Raw genomic sequence first — 20,392 nt, forward strand, 5'->3', positions numbered from 1 at the left:
TGACTACGAAAAAAATAATTGAAGAAGTTGCCAGCACTGGTAGCTTCTTTTTTTATGCCCGAATTTTCATAACTTCGTAGTACAAAATTCGTTTATGCTGAAAGTCCTTTTATACCCGTTTTCATGGATCTATGGAGTGGTTGTTTACATCCGAAACACCCTTTACGACTCTAAAATTTTCAAGTCTACTGAATTTGAAATTCCAATCATTTCAATTGGAAATATTACGGTAGGAGGAACCGGCAAAACACCACACACGGAATATCTGGTTCAGCTCTTGAAAAAACATGTCAATGTAGCAACACTAAGCAGAGGTTACAAACGCAAAACAAAAGGCTTCCGTTTAGTCGAAACAACTTCAAAAGCGTATGAAGTTGGTGACGAGCCACTTCAAATCAAGCAAAAATTTCCTGATGTCACGGTGGCAGTTGACGAAAAAAGGGTTCGCGGAATAAATCACCTATTGAAAGATGAAGCAAATTCACCGGATGCCGTTTTATTGGATGATGCTTTTCAGCACCGCCAGGTAAGCCCGGGAATCAATATTTTACTGATTGATTACAACCGCCCGATTGATAAAGATGAACTCCTCCCGGTTGGCAGGCTGCGCGAACGCAAATACCAGCGCCGGAGAGCAAACATTATTATTTATACCAAATGCCCTGACGAAATTACTCCGATCACGCGTCGGATCATTATGAAAGACGTCAACCTTCGACCGTATCAATCCTTATTTTTCACCACGATGGAGTATGGAAATCCGACGGCTGTTTTTGGCGAACAGAAAAAACTTCAGGAGGAAATGGATGGTGAAAAGAAGCGTCCTGTTATTTTGCTTGCCGGAATCGCGAACCCGGCTCTCCTGCAAAAATACCTGGCATCGCGCTATGCGGTCATCGATGAGCTGATTTTTAAAGATCACCATAATTTCGGGGCTAAAGATTTTAAAGAAATAGAAGAACGATATCTGAAATATCAAAGCCAAAATCCGATGATCATCACAACAGAGAAGGATGCCATGCGTCTTCGCGATGAAACATCAATTCCGGATTTTATTCAATCTCAATTATATTATATTCCTGTCGTGATTAAGTTTCTGGATCACGAGGGAAAAAGTTTTAATAAAACAATCGTAGGCTATGTTAAAGACAATAGAAGCAACCGCGAGTTACATAAGCGAACAAATTCAAGGCAGCGTTGAAGTAGGAATCATCCTAGGTTCTGGACTGGGAGGTCTGGTCAACGAAATTACAATCGAGAAAAAAATTAGCTATAAAGAAATACCAAACTTTCCGGTTTCAACAGTTGAGGGGCATAACGGAACACTGATTTACGGAGAACTCGGTGGTAAAAAAGTACTGGCCATGCAAGGGCGGTTTCATTATTACGAAGGATATGACATGAGAGAGGTCACCTTTCCGGTTCGGGTAATGAAAAAACTAGGGATTAATCATCTGATGGTTTCGAATGCTACGGGCGGTTTAAATCCCGATTTTAAAGTTGGCGATCTGATGATCATCAGCGACCACATCAATATGTTTCCGGAGCATCCGCTACATGGTATAAATATTGATGAACTTGGACCAAGATTCCCCGACATGAGCCAGGTGTACTCCAAAGAGTTACGTGACCAAGCCAAGTTTATTGCCCTCAAAAATAAAATTGATGTGAAAGAAGGCGTTTACGTGGGAGTGCAAGGTCCTACATTTGAAACCCCTGCCGAGTACAAGATGTTTCGCATTTTGGGTGGCGATGTGGTAGGCATGTCTACCGTACCCGAAGTGATTGTTGCCCGGCATATGGGAATGAAAATATTTGGCATTTCCATTGTTACCGACAGTGGCGTGCCGGGTGAAATCGTGGAGATTTCGCACGAGGAGGTGCAGGAAGTCGCCATGCGTTCGGAGCCTTCTATGACACTAATTCTTAAAAACCTAATTGCAAAAATCTAAGCAAAAGGAGCAAGCATGATTTTTAAAATTCCCGAGTTTGACGATATTACAGAAGCCCACGAGCGAATCAAAAGTCTGGTGCATCGTACTCCGGTTTTAACATCTCAGTCCATCAATGAAATTACGGGAGGCAAGCTATTCTTTAAGTGTGAAAACCTGCAAAAAGCCGGAGCTTTTAAGTTCAGAGGAGCCAGTAACGCGGTGTTTTCGCTGCCCAAAAACCAGTTGTTGAAAGGAGTCTGCACCCATTCATCCGGCAACCACGCGGCAGCGCTGGCACTGGCAGCTCGGATGAAAAATATTCCAGCTTACATTGTAATGCCAGAAAATGCGCCTGCCATTAAAAAGAAAGCCGTTGAATCGTACGGTGCGCGAATTACCTACTGCCGGCCAACCCTCGAAAGCCGCGAACAAACATTGCTCGAAATTCAGGACCGGACAGGAGCCAAAGAAATTCACCCCTACAATAATTTCCAGGTGATTTGTGGGCAAGGTACTGCAGCCAAAGAACTAATCGAAGATTACGGCGAGTTCGACATTATTCTTTGCCCCATTGGTGGCGGAGGATTACTAAGCGGGACTTCTATCGTTGCAAGGGCAATGAACCCCAAAGGCCTGGTAATTGCAGCCGAGCCGGAGGGTGCCGATGATGCCTACCGGTCATTTCATGGCAAGATGTTGGTCCCTTCAATCAACCCAAAAACCATTGCTGACGGTTTACTAACATCAGTAGGCGAACTGAATTTTCGGATCATCCAGCGAAAGACCGATGAAATAGTCACTGTTTCCGAACGGAGCATCATTCGTGCTATGCGCATGATTTGGGAGCGCATGAAAATTATTGTGGAACCATCAGCTGCCGTGCCTCTGGCTGCCATTCTCGAAAACAAAGTGGACGTTACCAATAAAAAAGTGGGCATCATTCTCAGTGGTGGCAATGTTGATTTGGAGAACTTGCCGTTTTAACGAACAAATTGATGGATCCTTTTATAACTACCACTTACAAGTGAATGAAACAGATCGAATAATCGGGAATCATAAAGATTGGTAGGTTTTTCAACTTTCCGCACTTGATTTGAAGTAATAGTAATAAGGGTCCATCCGGTTATAAAGATTGTAAATCCCGAAGCAGAAATTTCGTTCCCCCTTTTTCAATTGCTTTTTTGAAGTTCAGCCCAATATAGAACCACTGTAGTTGGTGGTTTTATAATTATTGGAACACCACCAAAAAAAAGAGTTGGCTCAAGACTGATCTTTAAGCCAACTCATTTATTAATGGATATTTATGGATACAGAGCTTTTATTGTATGATAAACCAAACACTTGGATTTTCGACACTCGTAAGCCTATATCCGGTAGGGTTTTCAGCATCATCTAATGCAACTTGGTAAGGCGCATTTTCGACAATTAGATTCAACAAAGGATTAACATGAGGTACAAATTCCCAATTTAACCCTCCGCCAATCTTTTCAATATTGAGGTAATCTTCATGCCCCTTCACTCCGGTAAAAGACAAATTATACTGAATATAGTACTCACCCAAGCCCATAACAAGCCCTGGATCGTAATCCGCAAGTGGTTGTCCTAAATAAATGACTTTGCTCAACGGGTACGGAAGTGCGGCATTATTTGCTTCATCTACCTGGGTATATACTTCCATAAAAGCCGCTGAACGATTAGCCTCCGTCTCTGTATCAATAACCCAGTACGTACCGGTAAACTGGATCGGCGAGGGAATAATATCAAGTTTCACTTCGCCTTCAGTTGAAATTAACTGCCCATTTTCTTTATCCAAAATAAAATCCTGAACCGTTTGCCCCATAATTTCTACTTTTTCATAAAATGAAATCCCTGTATCGGTAACAATATATGGAACAACAATTGATGTGTCATTACCGTTATCGGTGTACTCAAAAGTAAAATTACGATTCATTTCTGCTACCAATACCTCCTCTCCATTTACTTTAGCAATAAAAGATACCCCTCCAATAATAGCAGAGACCTCTTTTACCTTAGCAATATAATCCTCAGCAGGTTCGGTCATTTTTGTAAGGCGCATTTTATTCCCGGTTTTTGTTCCCTGCAGCGTTATCACATCACTTTCTGACGACATCAGCAAAAACTCATAATCGCCTCCCTTTGCATTGTATTCGGCACCCGACGGCGTTGCAAAATAATGCATGAACGGATTATAGGTATTAAAGGTCAGTACAGGGCCACCATAGGAAATAACATCGTAAAATGATACGGCAGGATTGGTAACATCATCCATTCCTTCGTACCAAACTGCGACACTATCGTTCTCGTTAAATCTGACCACATAGCTGTAACCGCCATATTGCTTTTCTTCATCGGGGAAATACTGAAATAACCATCCTTCATCAGAACTTTTCAGAGCCTCTTGGTACTGCTCAACTGCAGCTGTTTTACGTTGTGATGCTGTTTCATCAAAAAGCATCTCTGTTTCATGATCACACGAAGTGGTAAAAATGCTTAATGCACAAGAAAGCAGCATGATATAAATAATATTCTTCATAGTTACTATTCTATTGTTATTTTATCAAGATCTTGTTCTCCCAACTTACTTCCTCGCATTTGAATAGAGGCACGCAATTCGTCGATATCAATATCCCACACTTGTTTCAGGTAGGCTTTTACAATGGCCATTTTCTCACCAATAATAGCACTTCCGTTTTCACCGGCGGCTTCCATTTTTACCGCCCAGCTCTCTTCGGTGTTGGTGATATAATGAGCAATCAGCTCAACAAAATCCTCATCGGTTTCTTTACTTGAATAGTCGCTAATAAAACCGGCTTCCAGAGAAGCTCCCGAAGCCCATGCATCATCCCATGAACCACCAACATAGTCGGTCGCCGATATTTTGTCAAAATCGGTCGAATAGTCTTTGGTTTGATGCAAAATATGCGAGAATTCGTGGAAAATGGTTCTGAAATAATACTCATACAATGCAGCTGCATTTGTTACATCCAGATTATTGATATTATAAAGAGTAATCTTCAATCCACCTTCGGCAGTTCCCAATACCATTGTACCATTATTACGGTAGGCCGGAGATCCAACCATCATAATCATTTTAGGAAAATATTTTTCCAGAAATCCATCCGGAGCAACCTCTTCATAGGCATCTAAACATAAATATTTGACCAGATTGGCCATTGTTATTGAATTCTCATAAAGTGCCGGCACCAGCTGGTAATCCATGTCAGACTCGATATCTTCCATTTTATACATGAATCGAATATTATAGGGTTTCCTATAAATTTCGTCCAAATACTTATCAAAAGCATTTTGGGTTTTGCTTTCTACTGTAATTACGCTAACATCGGGGTTGGGGCCGTCCTCTTCGGTGCATGCCCCAACAGCAACCATGATTATAGCGATCATCAGCCAGTAGGTTATTCTGTTTTTGTTCATGATTTTTCTTTTTACAGTTAATTATTAACGAGGATTTGCCTCTACTCCTGCTGAAATAACATCTTGTGGAAGCTGCAATGCTCTGCGTAGGTCATCTTTTTCCAACACATCCAAAACTTTTACAGCTCCATTCGATTGAATTTGATAGCGTGGCACTTCAATTCCGTAGCGCTTAATATCGAACCAGCGCAAACCTTCGTGTAAGGTAAGTACTCTACGGCATTGCAATACATAGTGAATTAAATTCTCCTGCATACCTGCCGCTACCGTAAAGCCCGGGCTAAGTTTCTTTTTCTGAGTTGGTGTATCCTCAGATGAATAATCAAGCCCATTGTAGAAAGTGTTGATGTCATCAAGCGTTGTTTCCGCCCCTGGAATATAAAAACCACGAGTCCAGGCATTCAAATCGGCTAGTGCTTCATCATTCCTGTTCAACATGATTTCGGCTTCAGCCCTTACCAAAAGGGTTTCATCAGTCGTAAATGGAATCATAACTGTTTTTGTATATCCTACACCCGCTACAGGGTCGGTGATTTCAAACAAGTATGGAATTTTATAAAATAAGGTTTTATCCAAGTTGTTTCCTGAGTATACAAATGGTCGAAAATTAAAATACCCAAGGAGAACACCGTCTGGAGCCCAAGGCATGGGAGCATTAAGCGTTTGCTCTTCAGCAATTTTCTCAGTATGATTAAATCTGGAACCAACATAAAACGCTCCAAAGTAAAGCCCCAGACTAGATCCAGTTGGCACAGCCAATAAATCAGCAGGATCGTTTATATAAGCATTGGTTACTGGCTCGCGAGATCTAGGAAGCTCGCCCAGGGCCGTCCAGTCGCGCAATCGTGACGAAGGATTGGTTGTTAGCACCTCGGTAGCATAACTAATTGCCTTTTCCCAATTCTCGTAAAACAAGTTAAACCGGGCAGCAAATGCGTAAGCAGCCTTCTGGTTAAAGTGATACGCAGCGACTTCATACACATCATCGCTAATTAAAGGCAGTGCAGCTTCAATGTCTGCATTTATTTTCTCGTACACCTCTTTAACCGTACCTCTTTCATACTTCGGATTCAGTTTGGTCTCGGGCGCTTCCATATAAGGAATTCCCAAATCAGTATCACTCGTTGCCGAATTATAATGCCTACAAAAAACATTAACTAAAATAAAGTGTGAATAGGCACGTGTGATCAGTGCTTCGCCCTTTTCGGCAAGTAGGCTTTCTTCACCTATTTCGTCAATAGCAGCCAATGCCTGGTTAGAATTAGCAATCGCAAGATAAGCCCCTTCCCAAACATTTTTCAAATCATCATTATCGACTTCGGTTACTTCCTCCCAGTTTGCCATTTGCTCGAATAAACGAGTTGTATTCGGATTCGACTCACCGGTATCTTCAATATTGTCGGATGAGAGTTCACAAGCCAAGGCATAGTTGCCCTCAGAATATGCAGAAACGAGAAGTTTCCTGATCTTAACCTGACTATCGACTTCAGCTCTGTTATCCGGAGTTTCATCAAGAAAATCATCACATGAGAAGGCCAATATGGCCATCAAGATGAAATATAGTATTTTCATTCTTTTCATATCTAAATCTTTTTTATAAACCAAGCTTTAAGGTAAACGTAAACTGCTTAGGAACCGGAGCTGCAACCCCTCCTGTATTAAAAAATTCAGGATCTTGCCCATTTAATTTGTCATCAGAGTAAATTAAAAAGAGGTTTGTTGCTTGCACTCTTAGTGATAAACTATTCACTCCAAGTGCCTTTGTTACTTGATTATCAAAATCATAGGATAAAGAAACATCCTTCATTCTAATAAAATCACCGCTTGCAATTCTTGCAGTAGAATAATTGTAAGCATTATACGCAGTTGCCAGATCATATCTCCCAATGTTGTCCTCTTGTCTTTTTGTAGCAATAATAGGAACATCGGTAAAGGCTTCGTCACCGGGATTTACCCAACGGTTTTTAAATTCGCGGGGTAAGGCGGTCAGGTCAGAATAGGAACTATCGAATACAGGATCGAGACGTACCACATTCCCAAATGAATAGGTCATGAAGAAATTAAATCGAAATCCTTTATACGAAAAAGTATTGTTTAAACTACCAATATCTGTCGGGTCGGCCGAACCTGAATACTCCAAAAAATCAAGGTTTTCACGCTCCTGAAAATAAATGTCGAACACCGTTGTTTCATTTTTGTCGTTTAGGAATGTTGGCAAACCTTCACTATTCAGCCCCTCAAATGGAATTGAAAAAATGGAACGTACAGGATAGCCTTCGCGGGCAAATCCGGTGCCGGTAACCAAATCAATTACCCGAGATCTTGTCTCCAAATCGGTCACTTCATTCTTCACTTTTGAATACACGAAGGTGGTAACCCATGAGAAATTATTCGTTCTAATATTGGTCGACGACAATGAAAATTCGTAACCATCAGATTTCATGGATGCTACGTTACCAAATTTAGAAACCTCTCCTCCTAAACCCTGTGTGTTAACAATGCCTATCAGATCAAAGTTGTTCCGTCGATAAACATCAAAAGTGGTATTAAGTCTGTTGTTAAGAAACCCGATTTCAGCTCCAAAGTTGAATTCATGTTTTTTCTCATAGGTCAGGTCGCTATTTTCAAGCGAGTTGATATAAAGCGCACTTTCCTTTACTCCAGCAGTTGGACGCCATGGTGTTCTACTTCGAATATCAACTAATGAGTTTGTAACATCGTACGGGCCTCTATCTGCCGTTAAACTATAGGATGCTTTCAAGGTAAGGTGCGAAATGGCTGGCTCCAAATCTTTAAAAAAGCCTTCTTCGTGCGCATTCCAGGCACCCGAAATATTCCAGGTAGGAAGCCAACGAGCACTTTGAGAACGACCTAATTTGTTAGACCCTTCATAACGCAATGTACCATTTAAAGTATACTTCGCTTTATACGAATAGGTCGCATTACCAAAAAAGGCAACATTCCGATACCTGGTATTCTCAAGACTATAATATAAATTATTCTCTTCTATTCCCTTTTTAAGCAACTCGTAAGTATAGAATGGTATTTCCCCCATGGAGTATTGCATTCCCCATCCGGTATTGCTTGTTTTCTTCCGGTCGGATGAGTTAATCTCCATTCCACCGTAAAAATTCACAATGTGGGTTTCGTTGAAGACATCTTTATACGATGCCGTTGTCCGCAAGTCATATCCAAGCATGGAATAATTCGTTCGCGTATAAATCCCCCCCTGAGGTAATACACTAACTGGCAAAGCATAAGGATCGTCAGGATCAGTATACAAGAATGGGTTGTCATCGCGTATAGTTGTATTACCCATTGCCCGATATGCCTGTGCCTGGTTCGAAAACTCAGTAACATTATGTTCTTGCGAAGTTGCTTGATATTTCAATGCTCCCAAAGCACTTAACTCTACTTTTGGCACCACTTTCCATTTCAGTTCCGATTGGAACTTAACATCAACCACGTTCAAATCAATATTGTTTTCACTCAATTCCTTTTTGATATTGAAGGGGGCGTAATTACGCGTGTAGTAGTTATCCGGATCTAAAGCTCTTGAAGAGTTTAGTGCAAAAGAATAGGGGTTAATATCAAAATCACGTTTAACCTTTCCGGTTACCACATCTACATCCTGAGCCAAAGTTCCGGGCGCTTTCTGCTTCCGGTATGAGGCGCTACTAATTGTATTTAACGATAGATTATCACGAATCTTATAATTCGTATTAAAATTCGCGGTATAGCGATTCACCTTACTGTCGAGCGTCCAGCCCGGATCAACCAAGGCACTAATTGATGCATAGTAGCTTGACTTTTCAGTTCCTGAAGACATGCTTACGGAATGATTCTGCATGATGTTGGTATTGAAAAGCTCATCAAACCAGTTCGTATTTCGGTATTCGGCCTGACGTAAAAATCCAGCCATGGCCTCGGGCGTATTAGGTAATACATAATTACCTGATCCATCAAGCTGGCTCAACTGACGATACATCCGCCCATACACCCCACTCTCACGGGCATTGGTAATGTCGGCATAATTCAACCATCCTCCTTCGCGCATTTCTTCATAAACCGACATTTGTTCCTGAGAGTTCATGATGTTAAAATCGCTGTAAGATGGAGTTAAGCGGTATGTATATTCGCCGGTATAACTAATTCGACTTACTCCGGCTTTACCTCTTTTTGTGGTGATTACAATTACACCAGCCATTGCCCGGGCACCATAAATTGATGTTGCCGAACCGTCTTTTAAAATCTCAAAACTTGCAATATCATCAGCATTTAAGCCTGCGATAGCCGAGCTAATCAGCGTTATTGCATCTCCTGATGAAAGATCATCAGAGCTCATTTCAACCACATCTTCCATTATTACTCCATCAACAACCCAAAGAGGTTTCGAACTTCCATAAATTGAAGTTGCCCCCCTTACACGTATTTTAGGAGCAGTTCCAAAAGTACCTGAAACGTTTTGTACAGAAACCCCAGCCGCACGTCCTTCCAAGCCGCGGCTAACATCAGCAATACCTGCGAGCTTAACATCTTCCGCATCTAGTCGCTGGCTTGCTCCTGTAAACAATCGTTTATCGGTTGTTACCATACCAGTGACCACAACCTCATTAAGACTCTCTGAAAACGACTCTAAGGTCACATCCAACTGAGACTGACCTTCAATTTTAACTTCCTTCGGTTTCATACCGATAAACGAAAAAACAAGTGTTTGATCTGCTTTGTCAGGAATTTTTAACCGGTAACGACCATCGAAGTCGGTTGCTGCTCCAAGTGTTGTTCCTTTAACAACTACGGAAACTCCGGGCATTGGAGCTCCGGTTTCGTCGGTAACAACACCGCTAATCTCTCCAACCTTTTGAGGCTGAACATTCGGTGAGCTTTGCTGCTCTATGTCCGGATTCGATTTGATGATGACCACTTGATCCTTTATCTCGTATGAGAGTCCGGAACCAGAAAGGCATTCATCCAATATGTTTTCTACGGTCTTAGGACTAGAGCTAAGCTCAACCTCCTCTAGCTTTTCGACTTCATCAACATTAAAAAGAAAGGTGTAATCGGTTTTCTTTTTAAGTTCGTTTAAAACATCGACCAAAGAGCATTTATTCATTTTTAGCTCGATGAGTCTCTTACTTGACCTTGCTGATACCTGCAAACAGGTAAAGCTCACGATCAAGACCAAAAGCGCAAGTTTTCTTATACGAAGGCATCTTGCCCATTGTAAAGAAAAATCTTCACATTTTCTCTTCATACTTTGAATGTGATTAAGTTAATACCTCATTTTGTGAAGATGCTATAAGTACCAGTGATTAGAGAATTGAAATTTAATAGCGCTAATCCCTGCCTTCAAACATCTCGTATTGTTATTTAATTATGCTTTCTAATGATTGATTATTTACTAACGACTACATCCTGACCATCCACGCTAAATTTGACATTTTGCGTTGTTGCCAACATATCTAAAACGTCATTCAAATCGTCATATCGTTTAATGTCACCCGTGAATTTAATTGTCTTATCAACATCGTCGGAAATTATTATGTTTACGTCATACAATCGTTCAAGCCTTTTCATTAAACTGTCCAAGCTTTCATTTTCAAAGACCAACCGCCCACGAGTCCAGGCTGTAAACACACCGGCATCTATCACTTTCCTCTGCACAACTCCCGTTAAGGTGTTCACACATAACTGCTCGTTGGGCATCAGTAGCTCATTCTTTTCCCAATGGTCATCATTTACAATAACTTTACCTTCAACAACTGTTGTCACCATTTCGTATTTTTCATCATAAGCATTTATATTGAATGCCGTGCCAACTACTTTTACTTCTGCTTCATCAACATCAATAACAAAGGGAACTGCCTTGTTGGGAGCAACCTCAAAGAAACCCTCTCCTTTAAGTGAAATCTGTCTGATACCTCCTTCAAACTGGGTGGGGAACACTAGTTTGGAATTGGAATTCAACCAAACTTTTGTTCCATCCATAAGGGTAAACTTGTACTTCGCGCCCCTGGGAACAATGATCGTATCGGACACTGCTGATCGAAAAAACGAAATAAACCCTTGTTTTTTATCGTGAACCAGGTGGCTGATATTATTTGTCAGATTTGACGGATCAACGAAGGATTCTTTAGTGACGTCCAATGGATATATTTCGCCATCTCCGGTAACAAGCATGGCTTGTTTGTAATTAGCTACACGATGCTCTGATGTATGATTAGAATTTTTATAAGTAGAAATCAGGTACGCACTTACCACAAACACTGCGAGAACAGCTGCGACAGATTGTGTATATTTTATAATCGTTCTCCGTCGGCTTCTTCGCCTAATCCCCGCTTTTATATGTTGCCAGCCTTTATCCTTATTGATGGTTTGTCGGATCTCCTCCTTTCGCAAGTAATCTTCGCGAGGCGACTGAAGTAACCTTCTCAGCAAATCAGAATTTTCTTTTTTTTCAGCTTCCCACTCTGCCAAAAACCGCTCTTCGTCATCTGATAAACCGCCCTTTATTTTCTTTGCAATTAGATCAGAAATATAGAATTCTAAATTCATTTTGTCATCCATTGTCAACTTATCATGTATATAAGTCAGAAACAGGCAACCCTCAAAAGTGGGTGACAAAGAATTCAATTATTTTTTATTTGCCTTGCTGGCAAAACTCTAATCCACTCATAAACAAAGCAAAATGAGATTTATTTTTTTCAATTTTTCTCGTAGAATTTTTTTGGCTCTCATCTTCTGAGTTTTCACAGTATTGACTGAAATATTCAAGTCTTCCGCTATTTCATTGTTCTTAACACCATTCAAACTCATTAAATAAATCTCCCGAGCTGATTCTGGAAGTTGCTGTACCGCTTCATTAATAATACGGTGCACTTCTTCTTCGATAACATGTTGCGAGAAATACTCCTCACTATAGACAAAAGGTGCTACTTCCTGACTAAATTTTTGACGCACCCGAAGATGATCCAAATAATTGACACAAGAGTTTCGGACAGCCTTATATAAAAATGCTCGTATCGCATACTCATTGTCAAAATTATTTTTCCTCAACCAAAATTTGATAAATGCTTCCTGTACAATATCCTCAACTACTGTTTGATCATGAATAAATTTTTGACCAAATAGTACGAATGAGTCATAGTATTCTCCGTAAAGGGCTTCAAATTCCTCATCACTCACAACCTTTGGTCGGTCATTTAATTTCTTAGAAGACAGCCTATTCATTCAGCTTATCATTTATAAGTATTACACTTATGGTATTCTCTAATGTGTACAAAAACAGACACCTCCAGCGATTATTTATCGTAACAATTCACAATAGAAGTTGGAAAAACAACAGTTCTTATTGTATGACTAACGGCTGATAGAACTAGTTGGTTTTCGCCCCCACCCAACCCAACTACAAAAAGACATAAGAATCTGACTATTTAGCAATCTCTTCCAGTTCAGAACACGAACTCAATAATTGAACAGACTTTCTATCCCTGCCAGCTGACAACATGTTGAACTCCCAAAATTAATATAATATAAATACTTTCTCGGCAAACGAGTGAAAAAGTATAATAACAAAAACTGTGATTTTACAGGTTGTTACCCCTATTAGAAAACAAGAAAGTCGTGATGTGGACCAACCTTCTATTACGATACAAGAACAGAAGTAAAAGCACCAATGATCGAAACAGCCAACAAGATCAAAATTTAATATACTCTACTGGTAAAACTTGAAAGGCAAAAAAAGTCACGAAAACCAAAATCGATGTTAGGGATAGAAAAGCAGGCATCATCTTAAGCGGTGGCAATGTGGAATTGGAGAACTTGTCGTTTTAAGGTGATTAATATTTAAATCGAATGACTACCATTTATACGTAAATGAAACTGATGGCATAATTGGGAATAATGAAAATTGGTAGAGTTTCCGACTACCCCCACTTGATTTGAAATAATAGTAATAAGGGTTCATCCGGTTATAAAGGTTGTAAATCCCGAAGTAGAAATTTCGTTCACCCTTTTTCAATTGCTTTTTGAAGTTTAGCCCAATATCCAACCGATGATAGCTAGCGGTTTTATAGTAATTGACACCACCATAATTGTGTGCGTCCACAAACGTCTTATCAAAATAGTTGTCACGAAAATAGTCGAAATCGATTGCCGGGAAAGTCTGAGTGGCGAGCGTAATGTAGTTGCCTGAGGCAAAAATCCAGTTGGCAGAAAAAGAAACCTTTGAAGAAATTTCAAGGTTGTAGACTACATTTACTTCGTGCAAGCGGCCATATTTAAATGGGAAAACGCGTCCGTCGTTTAGTGCTTCAAATTGCCGGGTGTCTTTCGATAATGTGTACCCAATCCATCCCCGCTGTTTCCCTGTATTTTTCTGAATCAATAATTCGATACCTTTTGATGTTCCTTCTCCTGCTTTTTCGATTGCATCTTGCCAGTTTAGCGTATTAAAAACGGTAAAGCCAGGTTTGTAATAAATCAGGTTAAGCATTTTTTTGTAGTAGGTCTCAATCGAAAAATCAATCCCGTTAACATTTCGGCTAAGTGCGAGGGCAATTTGATCGGACTTTTCTGGTTGAATTGAAGAGGTAGATGGAACCCATAAGTCGTTAGGTAATCCAGCAGAATTGTTCGCCAAAAGGTGGATGTACTGGTGATTTTTGGAATATGATGCTTTAATTGCAGTTTCGTTTGGCAACGAATAGTTGACAGACAAACGGGGATCAATGGAAGCATGATCGATTCCCAGCCAATACATCGCGAAAAAGCCAGAGCTAATATGTAGCTTTTTGCTTATATCCCAATCCGTTTCCAAGTAACCGCTGAGTTCAGTTTCATGAAGCCTGTTGATAAACAGGGTATCTTCTTCAGACGAATTGCCCCCACCAGATGATTTAATTGCAGTTGGGGTAAACTGGTGGAACGTAGACGACAATCCAAGTCTCAAATCAAGTTTGTTGAAAGGCCGGTTGACGGACGAGAATATCGAAAGATCTTGAATACTGGAACCAAACGAGCCGACCGTTTTGTTTGCATCATTCTGTGATGCTTCCTTTTCAATGGTGCTAATCAATCTAAAGAAGCGACTGTAGCTCACTCCTGAAGTTGCGACCCAACTGTTTTTTGAAAAATGGGTCCACTTTGCAGAGCCAATTCTGTTCCCCCAACGGTTGTTCATCTTGTCAAGGTAATTGTCAGCGAATTTTTCCTTGAAGAATAATTTGTCCCGGCCCGAATAAGCCATGAAACTGAATTTGTTGCGAGCATCTTTTGTATAGGTCGCTTTGGCTGTTAAATCATAAAAAGAGTAGCTGCGGACGTCATTCCCACTAGAATTCATTTCGGTGAGGGGACGCATAAATAAGTCCAGATTGCAACGGCGTAGTGAGAACATTCCTGAAAGTTTGTTCTTTAGGATTGGGCCTTCCACAAAATATTTTGAAGAAAGCGTGCCAACCCCGATTTCATGTTTTGATTGATTGACATTCCCATCTTTCAACCGGATATCCAGAACTGAAGAAAGCCGACCTCCAAAACGTGGAGGGAAATCGCCTTTGTACAAGGTCGCTTTTTTAATGGTATTCATATCAAAAACCGACAAAAACCCACCAATATGATTAACGTAATAAAGTGGAACATCGTCCATTAAGATGAGATTTTGATCAGGCGTTCCGCCACGTACATAAAAAACTGATGTTCCCTCGTCTCCCATTTTCACGCCGGGCATTAATTGAAAACTTTTCATTAGATCGGGTTCACCAGTCATGGTCGGTAACTTTTTTAAAAGGTCGATTGGAATCTCCACTAATCCGGTAACCCGTTCTTCTGTATGTTTCGCTTCTATTTTGACTTCTCCAATTGAAAGACCCGGAGCCAGATAAAGATTGACTAATGAGTCATTTTGTGCAGGGTTGGCAAATAACAATTTCTGGTAGCCAATGAATGAAATTTCGAGAGTTGCTTTTGCAGAAGTGGTTAATCTGAAATAGCCATTGTTGTCAGTCGAGGTTCCTTTTTGGCTTGCAGGTTGAAAGACAGTTGCCCCAATCAATGGTTCATCGGTTGTTGCGTCCCTGACAAAACCTTGGAGGGTATGGTTTTGAGCAAACAAATGGGTCGGGAATACAATTGGTAGCACTAACAGAAAGGTTATAATGATGCGGTTTGCTTTCATGTTATTGAGTTATATTGGTGCAAACCTTGATGTCTTGTGTATATGCTGCAAAAATTCCCAACCCGTTTTGTACATTCGAATACAGTTCAACCGGATCGCCTTTGAAGAGGTTATAAACATCATCCCGCTCGACATTTTGATTATATAAATGACTGATAATGCTTTTCCGGTATTCATAGTAATTACGACTGACGTTCTTCAGAACGATGGTTGGACTTGATGACTCAGAAAAGATCTCAAGAGTCAATGTTTGTCCGCTAAATAATTCATCGGTAAAAAGCAGTGACCCGGGCGGATTAGGATCATTTTCATTATCAACCGTGATGACCGGACTGCTGACATGAAAGGTATTTACGAGACGATTGTTTTCATCCAAGATGACGAGTTCATAATAATTTTTCCTGTCAGGATCATCGTTGAACGAAACCGTGATTTTCCCAAATTGGATATCATATTGATTAGTATAAACCGGATATCTGTTCGTTGCTTGCTGAATTTCAATATCGGCTGGCACTGTCTCAATAGCCGACAATGTTTGCCCATTCTGATTCTCGACAACGACACGATAAACACGACCTGATTTCGGCCAATAGGAAACTTTGTAATTCCCATCTTCTGAATTGTTTCCAGTCCATTTTAAGGAATCATTTTCATACAATACGATATTCAACCCATCGATGTATTCCACTGAATCAAGTTGGATAATTGTTGTTTGAGCAACAGACAAATCAATTGGCTCACCAGAAGTAAAAAGACAATTGACAACCTGTTTTTGCTCTTGTTGTGTCAAGTCAATTTCGACAATTTTTTGGCAAGATGAAAACAGAACGGCAAGAATAAATAGTGAAAATATTATCTTTTCCATAATCAATACTGGGTGAATAGTCAAAATTTTCTTTTTTAGCGGACCAATTTGATCTTCTATGTTTATACTTTAATTTCTCATTTTTCCCATTACGGACACTCGTTTAGGCAAGCAAGTTAAAATTGAAAACGGGCTAATCAAAATAAATCTATTTAAAGCAAACAGTTTGTTATGAGTCTAGGGAACAACGCCCCGCTCTTGCAGCCGAACAATTTCATTGTGTGTCACAGTATCTATTTTGTATTTTTATCACGCGATACAAGCGGACTGTAAGAGAATCAACCATTGAAATGAATAAGCCCCCGATAGGTAATAGCAAGCAGAACCTCATTTTTCTGTTTGCTACTTTTAATGGCCTATTAGTTCTATTTATTCACTGTTGCTTTAACATATGCGTGACCAATAACCTCCCAGCTGAAATCTGTCAATTTCACATCTCTAATATAATATAGATCTTCCTCGAAAGCTGATTTTGTAAAAGTACCGTCATACATCATCCACATTGTAGAACCATAGGGTATAACTTCTCCGGTACTGATATCGTATGTAGCTTTTAGATTCGAAGCATGAATATGCTCATTATCGGGATAACTTTCTGTTTGTGCGGTTCCTTGTGCCGTGAAAAAATACAAATTGTCCAAACTATAATCTACACTAAAATCCCATTGACCTTTATAGTACATATCTGTCCAGTTATATTTCCAGTTTCCCCAGAAATTTTTCTTTTGACTTTGGACTTCTATCCAATGGGTATATTTCCATATCTTTCCACTCTCAAAATACAAGCTTGATGAAAAATTTACTCCAATTCTAATTCGTCTCTTTCCACCTGAGTCATACCGAAAATCGCCGTATTTCACAGTAGTACTTTTGAGCTTCATATCAACTTTTATTTCATCTGAATCTACATGTGTATTTATTAATTTCTCTTTATTATCAAAATCACAATTAACCCATTCTTTTCTTTCCATTTGAGTGAATTGATACATAGTATCTCCAACTGCATAAATTCCTTCTGCATTTAAAATTGCGGCTAAACATGGAGCACAAGTACTGTAATCATATATTTCAGTACCATCATTTAATTTGAATTCTTTAATTACACCTTCGCTTAAATAGGTATAATAAGTTTTTGAATGCAATGGAGGTGGAGGTGTATTTTTCAACTCCTCCTCACTCATATTTTCATAAGGTTCATCAAGTTTCGATTCTGCAAAAACAATATCATTGAAAATTGAAAGCTGTGATGTAAAACTATATTTTCCTTCCCAAACCCTGCGCTCCTCTTCGTCCATTGAAGAAATCGCCTTCAGAGTCCTGTCAAGGCTTTCATTATTCGGAAAGATTAAAACTCCGTTCCTACCAATTATGTCTTTTTTTTCTTCAAATTTATCTGCATTTTGAGATTCATTAATTTCCAATTCGTCTTTCTGACAAGCACTAAAAACAATTACTACGACTGCCACCATGGCAAAAAGATTAAATTTTTTCATAATTTTGAAAAGTTTGTGGGAAGGGAAGTTGTAGCTTCCCAACCCGGTTAATAAACATTTATTTCAACCCGGCTTTCTGTAAAAAAACAGTTAGCCGGGTTTTTCTTTGGCCAAAGCTATAGAATAAACATTTAGTTATTCTGTTTTTCAAGGAAAGGCGACCCTTAATTTTTGTTAAATGACTGTGTCGAAAACTGGCTCAAAGTGCCCTTCGTGAAATTTTTGAGGGGGTTCATCCAGGAAAACGTGCAGTTCATCAAATTTTTAGAAGAGTTAAAAAAAGCTTATTTATACCGTATATAAATAATTGGTTTGCACATAAGCCAGATATCTACGAAAAGGCAACAATTCGGAATTCAGAAAACACACCTTATAATTTAGATGAAACGAGCATGTAAAAACAGTCACACACAGAAGCATGATTATTTAAAGCGAGTTCCATCGAATACCGTTGAAAATTTTAAATTATAATGAGATTGAAAAGATGCCTATAAAAAAAGCACCGGAAAATGACTCCCGGTGCTTTTTTACAGAATAATTAAATGAGTCTTACTTCCCTTTCAGCAAAGGCGTTCCATACTTCAGGATTTCACGTCCGGCCAAATCATTCAGAATAATTGCAGCCATCATATACCAGGCTGACAAAGCACAAACGATCAATACAATTGCAGCAACAATGTTCATTACATGAGGTCCGAAGTGTCCCAGGTCCAGAAAGATAAAACCCAGCAACAAAGTGGTGAAGGTGATGAACATAGCTTGATGAATAAACATGGATCCGATCCAAAAAATGGCGGTCAACAAAGTCCACCCAACCAGGAAAAAGCCCACATCGGTATGTGACGATTCGTATACGCCCAGGCTGTTTAACACCCATATAATTCCCAGTCCGATCCAGAATGCACCGTAGCTTGAAAAAGCAGCAAATCCAAAGTTATTGCCTGTTTTTTGTTCCATAAATCCGGCGATTAACTGAGCTAATCCTCCAAAAATAAAACCCATGGAGATAACCGGTCCCAAGCCGCACCAGCCCAGGTTATGAAATTGAAGTAAAAGAGTCGTCATGCCAAACCCCGCTAATCCTACCACCGCAGGATTTCCTAATTTAATGTTGTTCATTACCAAGTGAATTTAGTCGTTACTTTTTTTTGATTTTGGCGCAAAACTAGTCAATAAATTAAATCGACCGTTAACCCACACGACAAAGGATTACGTTCTCCGAAAAGATTAGCGATTTGGTAATGTAACCCGATAAACTACCATTCAATATGTTCATCGATAAAGCGAATCAGGCTATTAGCCATGGCCTGCTGTTCCTGGATGCTGGGATGCCCGGACGTTTCCTTAAACGGCATAAAAAACGAATAAATTTCGGGATCGTCTAAATTGGAAACTGCCTGCTTAATGTAGCCCGGCCATTGCGAGTCTTTTCTTGTGGCATCCATATTCCCCAGCATGCAAATAATACTGGCTTGCGGATATTGATCACGAATGCTGGCTACAAAGCTCTGATACGCCTGAATGATGTATTCATCGTCCGGCGCTTCGTTTCCAAAATTGGCTTTAAACTCATCACGCTCCGGACGATTAACTAACCAGGAGTCATTCTGAAAAAGATTAATCACGACCAAGTCGGGCGTATAACTGGAGAAATCCCATTGACTGGTAGAGTCAGCTGGATTAAGACGATCATAAATATCGGGCATGATGGAGGGAAACCAGCTAATCGTGATACCAATTCCACTCTTACAAATGCAGTGGTATCGGGCATCGAAGTGTCGGGCCGTGATTGCCGCATAACTCAGATAGTTGTTTGTAAAGGTTCCATTTGGACGGTCTTTCCCCGTAGTATCTTCCACGGCATACCCGGCAGTGATGGAGTTGCCATAAAATTCGATTTTTCGCTTTTTAGCCGGCGACTTGGGAAGCACTTGAGCATTGCCTTCTATTTTGAAACCATAAAAAGTGGTGGTGCCACGGTCCCACTCCGTCCGTTTGAACAATTCCAGGGTATGTTTCCCGGGAGCCAGCCCCGAAGCCAGCGTGTAATATCTTTTCACCGTATCCATTTGCAACAAAACCGAGCTATCCTGATCCAGCTGAATATTGAAGTCGTTGGTGCCATTTTCATCACTCATCAGAGCCGAGATTGATTCCCCTTCAAAATTGATTTTAACTGATGTGCCGGACCAATATAATTCAGCTCCCTCCGCATTGCTCGTATCTATTCGCCCTTCATACCTAATTTGCGGATTCGAATAGTTTAGTTGCAGATCAGCCTGTTGAGTAGTACAACTAGTGTTGACTGCAAGAAACAAAAAGGAGATCAGATAAAAGAGGTCTTTTAGATTGCCCATGTTCTGTTATTCGTTGGATGAGTTAGATAATTCTATTCGTATTTTGAAGGGATTGAAGATACAAAAGTTTTTAAACGACTGAGTAGCGACCTGCTAATTTTAGAGAAAACTAT

General features: G+C 40.0%; 14 protein-coding genes. 3 read left to right on the forward strand and 11 right to left on the reverse strand.

What is annotated here, in order from left to right; translation table 11 throughout:
- Window positions 1-94: 94 nt before the first annotated feature.
- From lpxK to ACTB00_RS00080, 3 genes are read left to right on the forward strand one after another with little or no spacing between them, the layout of a single operon-like run.
- Window positions 95-1,201 carry a tetraacyldisaccharide 4'-kinase gene (gene lpxK, locus ACTB00_RS00070; protein ID WP_463297907.1) on the forward strand — a complete coding sequence of 369 codons (1,107 nt, stop codon included), beginning with the start codon at window positions 95-97 and terminating at the stop codon, window positions 1,199-1,201.
- Window positions 1,140-1,952, forward strand: a complete 813-nt coding sequence (locus ACTB00_RS00075) for a purine-nucleoside phosphorylase (protein ID WP_463297908.1) — start codon at window positions 1,140-1,142, stop codon at window positions 1,950-1,952. The genes lpxK and ACTB00_RS00075 overlap by 62 nt, the downstream gene beginning before the upstream one ends.
- A 15-nt stretch (window positions 1,953-1,967) precedes the next feature.
- Window positions 1,968-2,918, forward strand: a complete 951-nt coding sequence (locus ACTB00_RS00080; RefSeq protein WP_463297909.1) for a pyridoxal-phosphate dependent enzyme — start codon at window positions 1,968-1,970, stop codon at window positions 2,916-2,918.
- 334 nt (window positions 2,919-3,252) lie between these two features.
- Here ACTB00_RS00080 and ACTB00_RS00085 read toward each other — a convergent pair whose 3' ends face one another.
- The 11 genes from ACTB00_RS00085 to ACTB00_RS00135 all read right to left on the reverse strand — a co-directional run bounded on the left by ACTB00_RS00085 (window position 3,253) and on the right by ACTB00_RS00135 (window position 20,279).
- Window positions 3,253-4,488 carry a DUF4302 domain-containing protein gene (locus ACTB00_RS00085; protein ID WP_463297910.1) on the reverse strand — a complete coding sequence of 412 codons (1,236 nt, stop codon included), beginning with the start codon at window positions 4,486-4,488 and terminating at the stop codon, window positions 3,253-3,255.
- A gap of 5 nt (window positions 4,489-4,493) precedes the next feature.
- A complete protein-coding gene (locus tag ACTB00_RS00090; RefSeq protein WP_463297911.1) occupies window positions 4,494-5,387 on the reverse strand; it encodes a zinc-binding metallopeptidase in 894 nt (297 codons plus the stop codon).
- A 24-nt stretch (window positions 5,388-5,411) separates the two neighbouring features.
- Window positions 5,412-6,968: a RagB/SusD family nutrient uptake outer membrane protein gene (locus ACTB00_RS00095; RefSeq protein ID WP_463297912.1), complete on the reverse strand. Its 1,557-nt coding sequence runs from the start codon at window positions 6,966-6,968 to the stop codon at window positions 5,412-5,414.
- Between the two features lie 13 nt (window positions 6,969-6,981).
- The gene (locus ACTB00_RS00100) at window positions 6,982-10,500 is read right to left on the reverse strand and encodes a SusC/RagA family TonB-linked outer membrane protein (RefSeq protein ID WP_463297913.1); all 3,519 of its coding nucleotides are present in this window, start codon (window positions 10,498-10,500) and stop codon (window positions 6,982-6,984) included.
- A gap of 281 nt (window positions 10,501-10,781) precedes the next feature.
- Window positions 10,782-11,942 carry a FecR family protein gene (locus tag ACTB00_RS00105; protein ID WP_463297914.1) on the reverse strand — a complete coding sequence of 387 codons (1,161 nt, stop codon included), beginning with the start codon at window positions 11,940-11,942 and terminating at the stop codon, window positions 10,782-10,784.
- A 117-nt stretch (window positions 11,943-12,059) separates the two neighbouring features.
- Complete coding sequence (locus ACTB00_RS00110) at window positions 12,060-12,617, reverse strand: RNA polymerase sigma-70 factor (protein ID WP_463297915.1); 558 nt, start codon at window positions 12,615-12,617, stop codon at window positions 12,060-12,062.
- Window positions 12,618-13,245: 628 nt separating this feature from the next.
- Window positions 13,246-15,564, reverse strand: coding sequence for a TonB-dependent receptor (locus tag ACTB00_RS00115; RefSeq protein ID WP_463297916.1), 2,319 nt, complete (start codon window positions 15,562-15,564; stop codon window positions 13,246-13,248).
- A gap of 1 nt (window position 15,565) precedes the next feature.
- Window positions 15,566-16,429 (reverse strand): DUF4249 domain-containing protein, encoded by an 864-nt coding sequence (locus tag ACTB00_RS00120; RefSeq protein ID WP_463297917.1) that lies wholly within the window; start codon window positions 16,427-16,429, stop codon window positions 15,566-15,568.
- 365 nt (window positions 16,430-16,794) lie between these two features.
- A complete protein-coding gene (locus ACTB00_RS00125; protein WP_463297918.1) occupies window positions 16,795-17,922 on the reverse strand; it encodes a hypothetical protein in 1,128 nt (375 codons plus the stop codon).
- A 549-nt stretch (window positions 17,923-18,471) separates the two neighbouring features.
- On the reverse strand, window positions 18,472-19,041 hold the full coding sequence (locus tag ACTB00_RS00130; protein WP_463297919.1) for an acetate uptake transporter: 570 nt from the start codon (window positions 19,039-19,041) through the stop codon (window positions 18,472-18,474).
- Between the two features lie 137 nt (window positions 19,042-19,178).
- The gene (locus ACTB00_RS00135; protein ID WP_463297920.1) at window positions 19,179-20,279 is read right to left on the reverse strand and encodes an SGNH/GDSL hydrolase family protein; all 1,101 of its coding nucleotides are present in this window, start codon (window positions 20,277-20,279) and stop codon (window positions 19,179-19,181) included.
- Window positions 20,280-20,392 lie beyond the last annotated feature (113 nt).

It is taken from the genome of Sunxiuqinia sp., assembly GCF_055140945.1.

Excerpts from the sequence above, each read along its gene's own strand:
- ACTB00_RS00130 (WP_463297919.1), bottom strand. The coding sequence starts at position 19,041 with ATGAACAACATTAAATTAGGAAATCCTGCGGTGGTAGGATTAGCGGGG.
- ACTB00_RS00095 (WP_463297912.1), bottom strand. The coding sequence starts at position 6,968 with ATGAAAAGAATGAAAATACTATATTTCATCTTGATGGCCATATTGGCC.
- ACTB00_RS00125 (WP_463297918.1), bottom strand. The coding sequence starts at position 17,922 with ATGAAAAAATTTAATCTTTTTGCCATGGTGGCAGTCGTAGTAATTGTT.
- ACTB00_RS00105 (WP_463297914.1), bottom strand. The coding sequence starts at position 11,942 with ATGAATTTAGAATTCTATATTTCTGATCTAATTGCAAAGAAAATAAAG.
- ACTB00_RS00100 (WP_463297913.1), bottom strand. The coding sequence starts at position 10,500 with ATGAATAAATGCTCTTTGGTCGATGTTTTAAACGAACTTAAAAAGAAA.
- ACTB00_RS00090 (WP_463297911.1), bottom strand. The coding sequence starts at position 5,387 with ATGAACAAAAACAGAATAACCTACTGGCTGATGATCGCTATAATCATG.
- ACTB00_RS00110 (WP_463297915.1), bottom strand. The coding sequence starts at position 12,617 with ATGAATAGGCTGTCTTCTAAGAAATTAAATGACCGACCAAAGGTTGTG.
- ACTB00_RS00085 (WP_463297910.1), bottom strand. The coding sequence starts at position 4,488 with ATGAAGAATATTATTTATATCATGCTGCTTTCTTGTGCATTAAGCATT.
- ACTB00_RS00120 (WP_463297917.1), bottom strand. The coding sequence starts at position 16,429 with ATGGAAAAGATAATATTTTCACTATTTATTCTTGCCGTTCTGTTTTCA.
- ACTB00_RS00080 (WP_463297909.1), top strand. The coding sequence starts at position 1,968 with ATGATTTTTAAAATTCCCGAGTTTGACGATATTACAGAAGCCCACGAG.
- ACTB00_RS00115 (WP_463297916.1), bottom strand. The coding sequence starts at position 15,564 with ATGAAAGCAAACCGCATCATTATAACCTTTCTGTTAGTGCTACCAATT.
- ACTB00_RS00135 (WP_463297920.1), bottom strand. The coding sequence starts at position 20,279 with ATGGGCAATCTAAAAGACCTCTTTTATCTGATCTCCTTTTTGTTTCTT.
- ACTB00_RS00075 (WP_463297908.1), top strand. The coding sequence starts at position 1,140 with ATGTTAAAGACAATAGAAGCAACCGCGAGTTACATAAGCGAACAAATT.
- lpxK (WP_463297907.1), top strand. The coding sequence starts at position 95 with ATGCTGAAAGTCCTTTTATACCCGTTTTCATGGATCTATGGAGTGGTT.